Source organism: Spirochaetota bacterium, from assembly GCA_038043445.1.
In the GTDB taxonomy this organism is placed as follows: Bacteria; Spirochaetota; Brachyspiria; order Brachyspirales; family JACRPF01; genus JBBTBY01.
Window position 1 is genome coordinate 1 of record JBBTBY010000114.1, and the last position, 13,265, is coordinate 13,265.

Genomic DNA, 13,265 nt, shown 5'->3' on the forward strand with positions numbered 1-13,265 from the left:
ATGCGCTGATATCCAGAGCCCCGGCATGAGCGGAGCGCCGGCAAAACGCCCGCCGAGACGGCTCGGTATTACAAATACCTTAAGCCCGCATCGGTGCGCACGATCGACCTGTATCTCGAATGCCCGCCGCGAATACATCATCTCGCTTTCACTGAATGACAGCGCTACGGCGGTAAAGCCGCAGTCGGCCATGTCCTTGAAATTCTCCTCGAGGTGATGCGGTATGACCGTCCAATGGCCGTGTGATAAACAGTATGCAGTAACGATCATGTTTCAAAGTCCCCGTTCTTGAGCTCGGCGCCCCGGACGGAGATGTCATCATACAATGTATACAGTGCGATCTTCTTCTTGTCGTCACCGCTTTTGTCCTGCCCGGCAAGGTCGAGCTGCACCGACCCGTCGGCATCCGGTGTGAATGAAAATGAGAACTCGGTCCACCCGTCGGCAAGCGTGATCTCAGCGATGAGGTTCTGCTTGCGCTCGATCTCGCTGCCCCAGGTAATTGCCCCGACCCTCGCTCCGGGCGATGCGGCGCCGGGGGCGAGCTTCACATTCCCCTTGCCGGCGAGGTTGATACGCGCCATGCCGGCGGGTTCGGCGGACACTGCGAACGTGAGTAAGAGCGGCACTGCCGAGAGAAAGGATCCGATCAAGCGTGCTTTCATATCCATGCACTCCGAGGGTGAGCATTGGGCTGCCGAGATGCCGCGCACCCGGCATTGATGTGCCGTTCAGCATCACCGGTATTGATGCAGTGTAATGGAATTCCGGGAAAATGGTATATGCAGGAATTTCAAAAAAGTTTACCGGATTTCCGATGTGCTTCCGTCCCCCGTCCATCCCGCGGGGCGTGTCCGGTCACGGCTCGGAACGCCCGGTTGAAATGCGAGAGCGTTTCATACCCCACGGCGGCGGCAACGGCGCGTATCGGTATATCGGTCTCGGCGATGAGCGCTTCGGCGCGATGTATGCGAAGCTCATTGATATAGCGCGAAAGGGACTTTCCGGCGATGCGGTTGAACTTCGTTGAGAGATAGGTCGGGTTCATGGCGAAACGCCTCGCGAGCGATGACAGGGTGATGCGCTCGCGGTAATGGCCGTGTATATGGTCGAGTATACCGGCAAGCGGTGCAGCATTGCGTTCGCCGTATCGTTCGCGGTGATGCGTGCGCATGAGCGAGAGGATATGCTTAAGAAGTGCCGCCATCGATATTCGGTTCGCGGATGCATCCGCGAAGAAGAGCTCAATGAGATGGAATGCAATGAACGATATCGTGGTGAACACCGCGGGCGGCGGTCGCATGCGGAAAAATCCGCCGACATCGTATCGCCCGAACGGCACGAGAAGCGTGTGGTAGCCGATGAGGTCGTAATCACGAAGCATGACATCGTTGTAGCCGAGTATCGACGGAAGGAAAGAAACGGCGATGACCGAGAACGCATCATCGTCTGCGGCGAAACAGTGCGGCAGCGCGTTGTTGATGAACACGACATCGCCTTTTGCGATGGCCGATGTTTTCCCTGCGGCGCGGTGTTTCCCGCGTCCGCCGGTGACGATTATCAGTTCAAGAAAGCTGTGTGAATGCGGGAGCTCTTCGTTCGTCTGTGCCGGCGCATACCATATCGGATACATACCGATCGCGGCTGTTTCCGGCGCGAATGCCAGTGTGCCATCGGCAGCGCGGCGCATGAATTGTCTGAAATGCGTTTTCGTCTCGGCGTTCGATGGTATCTTGAAATTGTTGTATATCGGGTCAAGCATGTGGATGCAATATCAGCTCACGGAAGTTGAAATCTTCCCTCGACTACGCCGGAAACGGTTATATCTTCATCAAGCGCCTCCCATCGAAGCGCGGATCCATGTAACCGTAATGATACCTGAGCAAGCTGTTCATCGTTAGCATTGCGTAATAGCTTGAATCGGGCTGCGGGAAATCCGATAATGCGTCCGTCGGACAGTTCCATGAACACCGTACGCTTTTCCACCCATGCGCGCAGTGCAACGTGTTCGACCTCAACGCGGGGCATTGTTTTTGTGGTACTCATGATATTTCTCCATCAACAGCTCACCATTTTCGAACCAGTTCCGTGTCAGTGCGCTTCGTCCGGATGCGCGATGCGTCCGAGTATCGCGCTTGCGGCGGCAACTGCCGGATTGCAGAGATACACTTCGGATTCCGGAGAGCCCATGCGTCCGACGAAATTCCTGTTCGTTGTCGCGAGCGAGCGTTCGCCCTTGGCGAGAATTCCCATATGTCCGCCCAGGCACGGCCCGCACGTGGGTGCCGACACCGCGCATTCCGCATCGACAAAAATATCGAGGAGACCCTCTTTCATCGCCTGTTTATATATCGCCTGTGTGGCAGGTATGACGATGCAGCGAATGTTACGGCTTACTTTTTTCCCCTTGAGCAGTTTCGCCGCAACGCGCAGGTCCTCGATGCGGCCGTTGGTGCATGAGCCGATGACGACCTGATCGATGGTGATGTTCGTGCATTCGGTGACCGGCTTCGCGTTCTCCGGGAGATGCGGGAGCGATACCGTCGGCTCTATCTTCGACGCGTCTATCTCTATCACGTTCGAATATCGCGCATCCTTATCCGACTCATAGACCTTCCACGAACGCTTCGCCCGCGGCTTAATGAAATCAAGCGTTTTCTTATCGACGGCGAATATCCCGTTCTTGCCGCCCGCCTCGATGGCCATGTTCGCCATCGTGAGCCGCCCTTCGATGGTGAGCGCATCGGCCGCAACGCCCGTGAATTCCATCGTCTTATAGAGCGCGCCGTCAACACCGATCTTGCCGATCGTGTAGAGTATCATGTCCTTGCCGCCGGACCATTTCGGGAGTTTGCCGGTGTACACGAACTTTATCTGTTCGGGGACCTTGAACCATGCTTCGCCGGTGACCATGCCGTAGGCAAGGTCGGTCGATCCGACACCGGTGGAAAAAGCACCGAGCGCACCGTACGTGCAGGTATGACTGTCAGCGCCGATGATGACATCGCCCGGGAGCGTGAGCCCCTCTTCGGGAAGGAACGCATGTTCGACGCCGACACGGCCGACATCGTAGTAATGCACGAGGTCATGCTTCTTCGAGAATTCACGGAGCATTTTCACCTGCTCGGCGCTCTTGATATCCTTATTCGGCGTAAAGTGGTCGGGGATGAGCGCAATGCGTTCACGGTCGAAAACCTTCGTAAAACCGGCCGCCTCGAATTCCTTTATCGCTATGGGGGCGGTGATGTCATTGCCGAGGGCGAAATCGAGCTTCGCCTGAATAAGATCGCCGGGTCGGACCTCGCTCTTATCCGCGTGCGCGGCGAGTATTTTCTCGGTCATCGTCATGCCCATCGTTCGCTCCGTTACGTGATGTGATGCGCGGACAGTATATAGGAATCGGGGGAAAAGTAAAGAAAAACGCTGCGCGTGGCTGCGCCGAGGGTAAAGGGGCATTTTTCCTGCGCTGCGCGGCGGGCATTCCCGAGAAAGACGTCCTCGGCGTCCGTGGCGGCTCCGCCCATCCATGGGCGCCGCCAGCTGCGCCATCGTGGCGCACGCTGCCTCGGACTCGCCGCAGTGCTCGCGGATTACACGCGCCAACATCTCTGCTGGAACGAAAACAGTTCTTTCATTCGATCTGTTCACTACATCCTGTAACGCTCGCACCAGGCATGGCGCAAATCGGCATCCATGCCTCGCGCCAGTCTGCGACATCCATGTCGCACGGCTTTCTCGGGAACGCCGCGCCGCTTCGCGCATGAAAAAACGCTGTGAAAGAGTAAACCGAGATGATTATGATGATATGATAACCCATCGTAGATGGGATGTTGGGGGTTAACTTTTCACAATACGCGATCAGCTTTGTACAGTGTCCGTTCAGCTTTCCGCAATATCGGATATACTTCATACAGTGCCGAATTACTTTGTACAGCGTCGGTTATACTTTATACAGTATCGAATTCACTTCATACAATGGGGTATATTCTTTATACAACAGCGAATTCAGTTTCTACGGTGGGGAACAAAGAATCACCCGCCCCCTGTAGACTGCCGGTACGCTTATGTCAGTACATGTATGCTTTGTGAGCTCTGTGTCCATTGTGAGATAAAGAATATTTCTCACGGAGACCTCGGAGCTCACGGGGTCTTCTATGCAAACGGCTTGTCCCGCCCCTCTCTCACTTCCCTGTGAGAGAGGGGCGGGGTCGGGTGGGGTGAGTGTATGCCACGCAAAATAATATTGCATCTTTCTCCAATTTACTACATACTACGCCGACAACTCAACACGGAGCTTGCCATGGCAAAGTCCTATCTCTCTTTCGATTATCTCGAACAATTCATGCGCGATGTTCTTCTCGGCGTCGGCGTACCCAATGACGACGCGGTCATATGCGCTCGCGTGCTCATTGAAAGCGACAAGCGCGGGATCGATTCGCACGGCATAGGAAGATTGAAGCCGATATATTATGACCGCATCAAGGCGGGCATTCTCAATACGAAGACGAATGTCGAGATCGTGCGCGATAAGATGACAACGGCTGTTCTTGACGGACACAACGGGATGGGATTCGTTGTCGCGGAAAAGGCGATGAGAATGGCGATAGCGAAGGCGAAACAATTCGGTCTCGGCATGACGGTGGCCCGCAATTCGACGCATTACGGCATAGCCGGCTATTACCCGCTCATGGCGGTGAAAGAGGATATGATCGGCATTACGGGCACGAACGCGCGTCCGTCGATAGCGCCGACGTTCGGCGTGGAGAACATGCTCGGCACGAACCCGCTGACCTTCGGAATTCCCACCGATGAACCATTCCCCTTCGTACTCGACTGTGCAACATCCATTACGCAGCGCGGGAAGATAGAAGTATATGACCGGCTCCACAAACCCATGCCGGCGGGATGGGTCATCGGCGAGGACGGCGGCACGAAAACCGACGCACATACCGTGCTCGACGAACTTATCAAGGGAACGGCGGCGCTCACACCGCTCGGCGGCATCGGCGAAGAGCTCGGCGGCTACAAGGGCTACGGCTACGCCACCGTCGTCGAGATACTTTCGTCAGCGCTCGCTTCGGGCAATTTCATGAAAGCGCTGCTCGGCATGAAGGACGGTAAAAAAGCGCCGATAGAGCTCGGCCATTTCTTCATCGCCATCAATATCGATTTCTTCATCGATATCGCCGATTTCAAGAAAAATACGGGCACGGTGCTCCGCGAACTGCGTGCGTCGAAAAAGGCGCCCGGTGCGAAGCGGATCTACACCGCCGGAGAGAAGGAATACGATGCGTTCTGCGAGCGAGAGAAGACCGGCGTCCCCATCGACGATGAACTTGCGAAAGATATGATCGCGATGCGCAACGAATTATCGCTTGACTACCGGTTCCCGTTCGAAGGGAAATAGGACCGCGTACGGTCGTTCAGAGACGATTAAGCCCAAGAAAGCAGACGAGCGCCCAGCCGACGATAAGACCGGCGATGCCGATGAACCCTTTCGTATGCATGCTCTTATCGATGACAAGCGCGAGCGCGATGACGGCTATACCGAGAACAAAAATGAGAACGGTTTTCATGATCTTAGGCATGGAGTATCCTCCGTCTTTATTGATCTGATGCCAGTATACGTCCTATCATCCGTTCTTTCAACCGGGATCGATTGCCCGCACGATTGCTTTTTACTATTATGTTGATATACTCTACGGCGTCAAAGAGGCGCACCATGGTGATCGGTAACGGCTACAAGGACAAAGAGCTTTCAGCGACCGAAGTCGAATCCATAGTCACCGAAGCATTCCAGGCCGTCAAGGTGGACGGCAAGCGCATCCTCTTCATAATACCGGACAGCACCCGCACCGCCCCCGTCGGGCTCATGTTCCGGCTGTTCCACAAGATAATCGGCACACGCGTCAAGCGCATGGATTATCTCATCGCCCTCGGCACACATCAGCCCATGTCGCCGGAAAAGATAAACGTCCATCTCGGCATTACCGAACGCGATTGGCAGAAGTATCCGAACATAAAAGTATTCAATCACCTCTGGGACGATCCGGCAAGTTTCCGGAAAGTCGGCACGATAAGCGCGAAAGAGATAGCGGATATATCCGGCGGGCTCCTGAAAGAGGATATTCCCGTCGAGATAAACAAGCTCATCTACGACTACGATATGTTCTTTATCCTCGGCCCCACATTCCCCCATGAGGTCGTGGGATTCTCCGGCGGGAACAAATATCTTTTCCCCGGCATCTGCGGACCGCGTTTCCTCAATCTCTTCCATTGGCTCGGGGCGCTTATCACCAATGTAAGCATCAACGGCGTCATCGATACGCCGGTACGCGCGGCGATCGACCGCGCGGCGAGCTTCATCGGCATGACGTATCACAATTTCGATATGGTGGTGCAGCACGGCAAACTGAAGGGTCTTTTCTTCGGCGAAGTGCGCGAGGCGTGGCGCAAAGCGGCCGAGCTTTCGAACGAACTGCATGTCGTCTATAAGCCGCGGCGTTTCTCGAAGATACTCGGCATAGCACCGCACATGTACGACGACCTGTGGACGGGCGGCAAGGTGATGTACAAGCTCGAACCGGTCATCGAGGACGGCGGGGAGATCATCATCTACGCGCCGCATATCACCGAGGTATCCTACACCCACGGAAAAACGATAGACCGCATCGGGTATCACGTGCGGGATTATTTCCTCAAGCAGATGGATACATTCAAGGATATACCGCTTGGCATCATGGCGCATTCCACGCATGTGCGCGGCACGGGCGGTTTCGACGGCGTAAAAGAAACGCCGCGCGTGAAGGTAACGCTTGCGACCGGCATACCCAGAGAGCGATGCGAGCTCATCAATCTCGGATATGCCGACCCCGCACAGGTGAATATCGAATCGTTCCGTAACCGCGAGGCCGAAGGCATACTCCTCGTCGATCATGCGGGCGAAATGCTCTATCGCGTTCAGTCCTGATACGAAGATAAATAATTTTCCGGAGGAAAGCCATGCCTACTACGGTTGTCGTCGGCGGTCAATGGGGCGATGAGGGCAAAGCCAAGATGGTCGACTATTACGCCAAGGATATGGACATGGTCGTCCGCTATCAGGGCGGGGCGAACGCAGGACATACGGTCATCGCTGAGGGAAAGAAATACGTTTTCCATCTGATACCATCGGGCATTCTGTACCCGGAAACCGTCTGCGTCATCGGCAACGGCGTCGTCTTCGAACCCGAGGCGTTCTTCGCCGAAGTGGAGATGCTCCGCTCTCACAACATCGACTTTGCAAAGCGCATTTTCATATCGAGCCGCGCGCATGTCATCATGCCGTATCACAAGGCCATCGACGGACTCGCCGAGAAGTCTTCCGGCGACAGGATCGGCACCACCAAACGCGGCATCGGACCCGCGTACACCGATAAGATGTCCCGTGTCGGCATACGGGTAGCCGATCTCCTTTCGCGTAAAACATTGCGCGCAAAGATCGAAGCGGCGCTCCCGGAAAAAAACGCGATACTCGCATTCTACGGCGAAAAGCCGATGACAGTCGAGCCCATCGTCGATGCCTACACGACATTCGGTGAAAAGCTCGCCCCGTATATTGAGGATGTCGTATACCGTGTGAACGATATGGTGCGTGCGAAAAAGAATGTTCTCTTCGAAGGCGCGCAGGGCGCAGGACTTGATATCGATTTCGGCACGTATCCATTCGTGACATCGTCCAATCCAACGTCCGCAGGCGCCTGCACCGGCAGCGGTGTGGGCCCCAACGCCATCGACCGCATTGTCGGCGTATGCAAAGCGTATGTCACCCGCGTCGGCGGCGGTCCGCTCCCGACACGGCTCATCGGCGCTGAAGAGGAGAATCTCCGGAAGATCGGCGGCGAATACGGCGCTACCACCGGACGCCCGCGCGGCTGCGGCTGGTTCGACGGCGTGCAGATGAAATTCTCATCGATGATAAACGGCTTCACCGACATAGCGCTCACCAAGATGGACATCTTCAACACGTTCGAATCGATACAGGTGTGCACCGGCTACCGCATCGACGGGAAAGTTACCGATACATTCCCCGCGGACAGCGACGAGCTCTTCCGCGCTGAACCGGTGTATGAAACGCTCGAGGGATGGAAGTCCGACATCTGCGCCGTGCGCACGTTCGGCGAGCTCCCGCGCAAGGCGAAAGAGTATATCCGTTTCCTCGAAAGTCTTGTCGGGGTGCGCGTAAGCGTTATATCCGTCGGAGCAGACCGCGAGGCGATGGTAGTACGTTAGTCTTGACGCGCTCACAGCGACAAGGCGATTGGAAAACGAAATGAATGCGCGGAAGAGTATACTCATTCGTGATGTAAGTCGCCGGAATGAGAGAACAAGGGGTCATGACCCCTTGTTCTGTAGCGTGGCGGCAGTAGTATCCGCGCGGAAGATGCTCCGTTTACGCCTGCTTCAACGCCTTATCGATGGCCGCCGCGTCGGCGAAGCCCATCTCGACGATCACCTCGCCGATACGCTTCTGCGGTGTCGCTTTCTGTTTCTCAAGCGCCTGCGCGAGCTGCTCGGCGGTTATGATCTTCAGTGATACGAGCGTTTCTCCCAATGGCATGGTATCCTCCCATCATCCCGATGTACTTCCGGCACGCTTCTATTGCAGATATTCCTTCTCGTGCGTTATCATTTCCTCAAGGCGCTCTTCGCGGCGTATAGGCCTCACGTGACTGCCGTCGACGAGATATTCGGCCAGGCGCGGCCTCCCGTTGTAATTGCTCGACATGCTGTACCCGTACGCACCGGCGTTCATAATGGCGACACAATCGCCTTCCTTCACTGTCGATATCCTGCGACCGCTCGCAAAGACGTCCGAACTTTCGCAGACGGGACCGACGATATCGGCCGTCATCGTTCCGGCACGCTTGACGAGCGGGAGTATCTCATGGTATGCGTCGTACATCGCCACACGCACAAGATCGTTCATCCCGGCGTTCACGATGACAAAGGTACGCCCCGCCTCGACCTTCACATATTCAACACGCGCAACGAGCACGCCGCTCTCCGCCACGATGAAACGCCCCGGCTCGACGATCATCGTCGCATCGAAACCCTCGAGCACGGGGATAACGGTCTTCTTGTACGATGTGAAGTCGAACGGTTCGTCCTTGGCTTCATTGTAGGGGATGCCGAAGCCGCCGCCGATATCGACATGGGTGATGGTGAACCCCTCGCTGCGGAGGAGTTCGAGCACGGCTTTCGCACGGACGTATGAATCGTGATAGGGCTTGGCCTTGAGTATCTGCGAACCGATATGCATGGCGATGCCGGTGAGCTTCGCATGCTTGAGCGATCTCAAAAGCGCGATGTTCTCCCGTATCGTCTCAATGCCGACACCGAACTTATTACCCTTGGTGCCGGTGGTTATCTTCTTGTGAGTACCGGCAGCCACATCCGGATTGATGCGCAGCGCCACGTTCACCGTCCCGTAATCGGCCGCGATGCGGTCGATGGCGAGAAGTTCCGGGAGCGATTCGGCGTTTATCATGAGGATATTGCGCTCCATCGCGTAGCGGAGTTCCGCTTCCGTTTTCGCGACGCCGGAAAAAACGACCTTGCGCGCATCGCCGCCCGCGGCAAGATACCGGAACAACTCCCCGCGCGAAATGATGTCCGCGCCGAGCCCCTCGCCTGCAGCGATCTTCAGTATGCTGAGATTATTGTTCGTCTTCACCGCATAGGCAATGACCGTTGACGGAAGCGATGAGAACACCGATGAGAGCGTTCTGATGCGCTCGAGCATGGTCTTCTTCGCATAGAGATAGAACGGGGTCGGCACGCTCCCCGCGAACTCGGCAAGCGAGAGCTCATCGCAGTAAAGCTGTCCGTTTCGATGATCGAACATGGCTGCTCCCCGTTGATCAGGATCAAATGTCACGATACGTTTCGCACCCAGCAGGAGTTGAACCTGCAGCCTCAGGCTTCGGAGGCCTGCGCTCTATCCAGTTGAGCTATGAGTGCCAATACAGCGCCGCGTCGGTGCCAAAGCGATACTAACGCTATGCCAGTGCAACGCCTAATCGACCTTGCGGTTGACGGCGACCTTGTTCTTCGTTTTATTATACACAACACCGCCGTTCCAATATTCCACTGCGGCAAAAAGTGAATTACCGCCGTCGTTCGGCCCGCTCTTCTCCGTACGCCAGGCGACATACTGCATCATCTTTTCCGGGTCGCCGCTTTCAAAGGCCTCCGTGCGTTTGGAGAGGAAATCGTTCCATTTCTCAAGGTCCTGAAACCCGGCGCCCTCATCCTCGACGATGAGGTGGAACACCTTCCCCTGCGAATGGAACCACACGCGTACCTTCTTCGCCTTATCGCAGTGATTGCCGTGCAATACTGCGTTCTTGATTATCTCCGACACCTGCTGCTCAAGAAGGTTCTTTTCTTTCAGATCTTCGGTCGCGTTCTTGGTCACGACGACGGTAAAATAGCGTACCTGATTGATATCGGAGGGGAATTCCTTGTAAAACATGCCTTTCGTGTCGAACAGGGGGCTATTCTCATCAACTGTCAGTCGCGCCATGAACACCGTTCCTCATTGCATACGATAAATAATATTTGAGAACCGGCCCCGACTTCCCGCCGCGCATCGCACCGCGTGGGCGTGTCACGGAAGGGCCTCCGAGACTCTTGCACCAAATATACGTCCGAAAATTGAAAAAAGCAAGGTTTCACCGGGAGATACGCCCTCCCGACACTCCCGTTTGCATAATACCGCATTTTTATCTATACTGTATCGGTGGGATTTTCTCAATGCCGATGATGTGCGAGGAATGCGCTCCCCAATGATGCTCAAGATCGCTCAAAACATCGTGTACTGCGGGATACGCACCGGCGAGAAGCCGGCGAATACGCTGTCGCTCATCGTTTCTGTCAATGTCATATCCATTTCCCTCGTCATTGCCTTGACCCCGTTCTGCATCGGCAATATCATCCGGGGAAACACCCGCGGCGCCCTCATCGAAGGCCTCATAATCCTCATCATGGCCGCTGCCATCGCGATGCTCCGCATCACAAAAAGCAGCCTTGTTGCCGCCCTTGCCGGGCGTTCCTTTCTTGCCTTGATCATCGCCATACTCTGCCACACTTTCATTTTTGGGATCACCGTTGAACGAGGCTTGTTCTGGTTCGTGCTGTTCCCGGTATTCGCCTATTATATCGACGGCCCCCTTCGCGGCACGCTCTGGTCGGGGGCTTTCATCGGGACTGCGCTCCTGTTCTCCGCCCTCTCTGTTCTGGGATATGTACCGGGACCGTATGCGCGCAACACTCCGATGCTCGGTGCATTCCTTTCCCTGCTCACGACCATAGCGGGGTTCATGCTCCTCTATTCGCTTCGGCAGCACCGGCATGAACGCACCATCATGGCGCAGGCATTCACCGATACGCTGACCGACCTGCCCAACCGTGCGAAACTCGTCATTGATATCAGCGCCGCACCGCGGTCCATACTCATCCTCGCCAATATCGATGATTTCAAGGAAGTCAGTTTTTTCGGGAATGACGTGGGCGATTTCATACTCCGCGAGCTCGGAAAGAAACTCGCCCATCTCATCGGGAACGACCCCATTCGGCTCTATCATCTGCATGCCGACGAATTCGGTCTGCTCGCGGACGCCGAGCTTACGCTTGCCCAGGTCGATGAACGCGTATCGCTCTATCACAAGGTCATCGAGAACACCTTTTTCCGGTTCAACGATCAAAGCCTCAATATCGGCATCACCTTCGGCATTGCCGAGGGCCGGGAGAACCTCATCGAAAAAGCGGCCATGGCGCTGACATCGGCGAAGCGTCTTAAGCGTTCGCATCTCATGTTCAGCGATTCGGATAATCTTGCGGCTGCGTACCGTACGAACATGGAATGGATGAAGCGATTCAAGGATGCGATGGTAGAGCACCGCGTCATGCCGTATTTCCAGCCCATCGTCAACAATCGTTCCGGCATACCCGAGATATATGAATGCCTCGTACGCATCGATGACGGTGACGGCACGGTAGCCTCGCCCGGCGAATTCCTCGAGGCGGCGCGGCGCGCAAAGCTCTACGGCTTCCTCACACGGACGATGATACGCCGCTCATTCGATTTCTTCAAGGACAGAACGGAATCGTTCACGATCAACTTCTCGTACGCGGACATCGAGGACGTGACGACGATGGCCTTCCTCAAAACGAACATCAGGAACTACGGCATCGGGCCGCGCTTCATCATCGAGATGACGGAATCCGAACGGTTCGAGGATTTCAACCGCGTGCTCGCGTTCGTAAAGGACATGAAGGACCTGGGCTGCCGGCTCGCCATCGACGATTTCGGCGCGGGGTATTCGAACTATGAGTACATCATCCGGCTCAATGCCGACTACGTGAAGATAAACGGCGCGCTCATCGCCGATATCGACCATGACATCGGTGCGTATACGCTCGTGAAAACGATAGGCAAATTCTCCGAGCAGCTCGATATACGCTCCATCGCCGAATACGTGGAATCGCAGTCGATCTATGAGATAGTGCGCGCGCTTAAGATCGACTACTCGCAGGGATATTACTTCGGCAAACCGGCCCCGGTGATAGAAACGGGAGCCGGTACTGCTCTGCCCGATGCATGATCGTCCGTGCGATCCTGTTCTTACAGCCCGAAATAAAGCGCGACGTTCGCCGCCAGATAAAGATCACCCGCCATGTTCGGGAGAGATCCCTCGAGCGATAATGACGGCGCGACCGAGATCGATGCGGAAAGAGGCGCCTTATAACCGAGGAATAGTTTCACGCTCGTGAAACCGCTTTGCCCTTCCAAAAGCGTCATTATCCTGGTCGTACTGTTGCATATGCTGCCGGATATGAAAATATTCTGATATGCCCCGATGCCGAAAAAAAATCGGTTGACATCTCCAATGACCGAGAGACCGACAGGCAGATAATGGATATCGCCGTTCCCAACAAGGTTCGCCGCAGTGACCAGGGCATTCGTCGTGACCGTAATACTTTTGATCGACAATCTTTTATAGCCGAGCTCCACGCCGATAGCAAAGTGGTTATTTATTGACAGTTCAAATATCCCGGAAACCCCAATATTACCGGTCCGAGTCCCGAGCAGGCAGTAGTCTACGATCGTGACCTTAATGCCGAGCGCGGTACGGCTATTCTTCCCTGCGGAGGTTGACGCCGACTGTGCGGAGGTTGACGCCGACTGTGCGGAGGTTGACGCCGACTGTGCGGAGGTTGAC

The 13,265-nt window shown here is 55.5% G+C and carries 14 protein-coding genes and 1 tRNA gene; 4 read left to right on the plus strand and 11 right to left on the minus strand.

Going from position 1 to position 13,265, the window contains the following annotated elements; genetic code table 11:
- From AABZ39_15770 to leuC, 5 genes are all read right to left on the minus strand, one after another.
- Positions 1-270: hypothetical protein (locus AABZ39_15770; GenBank protein ID MEK6796238.1), on the minus strand; the 270-nt coding region annotated here is incomplete at its 3' end.
- Positions 267-665, minus strand: coding sequence for a hypothetical protein (locus AABZ39_15775; protein ID MEK6796239.1), 399 nt, complete (start codon positions 663-665; stop codon positions 267-269). The genes AABZ39_15770 and AABZ39_15775, both read right to left, overlap by 4 nt.
- Positions 666-793: 128 nt before the next feature.
- A complete protein-coding gene (locus AABZ39_15780) occupies positions 794-1,762 on the minus strand; it encodes an AraC family transcriptional regulator (protein MEK6796240.1) in 969 nt (322 codons plus the stop codon).
- A 17-nt stretch (positions 1,763-1,779) separates the two neighbouring features.
- Positions 1,780-2,046, minus strand: a complete 267-nt coding sequence (locus AABZ39_15785; protein ID MEK6796241.1) for a DUF2442 domain-containing protein — start codon at positions 2,044-2,046, stop codon at positions 1,780-1,782.
- 45 nt (positions 2,047-2,091) lie between these two features.
- Positions 2,092-3,354, minus strand: a complete 1,263-nt coding sequence (gene leuC, locus AABZ39_15790) for a 3-isopropylmalate dehydratase large subunit (protein ID MEK6796242.1) — start codon at positions 3,352-3,354, stop codon at positions 2,092-2,094.
- Between the two features lie 946 nt (positions 3,355-4,300).
- On the opposite strand from leuC, the gene AABZ39_15795 reads away from it, so the two are divergent.
- Positions 4,301-5,407, plus strand: coding sequence for an Ldh family oxidoreductase (locus AABZ39_15795; GenBank protein MEK6796243.1), 1,107 nt, complete (start codon positions 4,301-4,303; stop codon positions 5,405-5,407).
- A 16-nt stretch (positions 5,408-5,423) separates the two neighbouring features.
- Here the strand turns inward: AABZ39_15795 and AABZ39_15800 are convergent, their stop codons facing one another.
- Entirely contained in the window at positions 5,424-5,588 is a 165-nt protein-coding gene (locus AABZ39_15800; protein ID MEK6796244.1) for a hypothetical protein, read from the minus strand.
- A 134-nt stretch (positions 5,589-5,722) separates the two neighbouring features.
- Here AABZ39_15800 and AABZ39_15805 point away from each other — a divergent pair, with 134 nt between their 5' ends.
- Together AABZ39_15805 and AABZ39_15810 are read left to right on the plus strand one after the other, a co-directional pair.
- Positions 5,723-6,970, plus strand: coding sequence for a lactate racemase domain-containing protein (locus tag AABZ39_15805; protein MEK6796245.1), 1,248 nt, complete (start codon positions 5,723-5,725; stop codon positions 6,968-6,970).
- A gap of 32 nt (positions 6,971-7,002) precedes the next feature.
- Positions 7,003-8,271, plus strand: a complete 1,269-nt coding sequence (locus AABZ39_15810) for an adenylosuccinate synthase (protein ID MEK6796246.1) — start codon at positions 7,003-7,005, stop codon at positions 8,269-8,271.
- A 160-nt stretch (positions 8,272-8,431) separates the two neighbouring features.
- Here the strand turns inward: AABZ39_15810 and AABZ39_15815 are convergent, their stop codons facing one another.
- From AABZ39_15815 to AABZ39_15830, 4 genes are all read right to left on the minus strand, one after another.
- On the minus strand, positions 8,432-8,599 hold the full coding sequence (locus tag AABZ39_15815) for a hypothetical protein (protein ID MEK6796247.1): 168 nt from the start codon (positions 8,597-8,599) through the stop codon (positions 8,432-8,434).
- Between the two features lie 39 nt (positions 8,600-8,638).
- Positions 8,639-9,886, minus strand: a complete 1,248-nt coding sequence (gene lysA / locus AABZ39_15820; protein ID MEK6796248.1) for a diaminopimelate decarboxylase — start codon at positions 9,884-9,886, stop codon at positions 8,639-8,641.
- Positions 9,887-9,928: 42 nt separating this feature from the next.
- A tRNA-Arg gene (locus AABZ39_15825) sits at positions 9,929-10,002 on the minus strand.
- A gap of 55 nt (positions 10,003-10,057) precedes the next feature.
- Positions 10,058-10,567, minus strand: a complete 510-nt coding sequence (locus AABZ39_15830; GenBank protein MEK6796249.1) for an ATP-binding protein — start codon at positions 10,565-10,567, stop codon at positions 10,058-10,060.
- Positions 10,568-10,829: 262 nt separating this feature from the next.
- Between AABZ39_15830 and AABZ39_15835 the strand changes: the two genes are divergently transcribed.
- A complete protein-coding gene (locus tag AABZ39_15835) occupies positions 10,830-12,647 on the plus strand; it encodes a bifunctional diguanylate cyclase/phosphodiesterase (GenBank protein MEK6796250.1) in 1,818 nt (605 codons plus the stop codon).
- Between the two features lie 20 nt (positions 12,648-12,667).
- On the opposite strand, the gene AABZ39_15840 is transcribed toward AABZ39_15835, so the two are convergent.
- The coding region (locus tag AABZ39_15840) for a hypothetical protein (protein MEK6796251.1) at positions 12,668-13,265 on the minus strand (598 nt) is incomplete at its 5' end.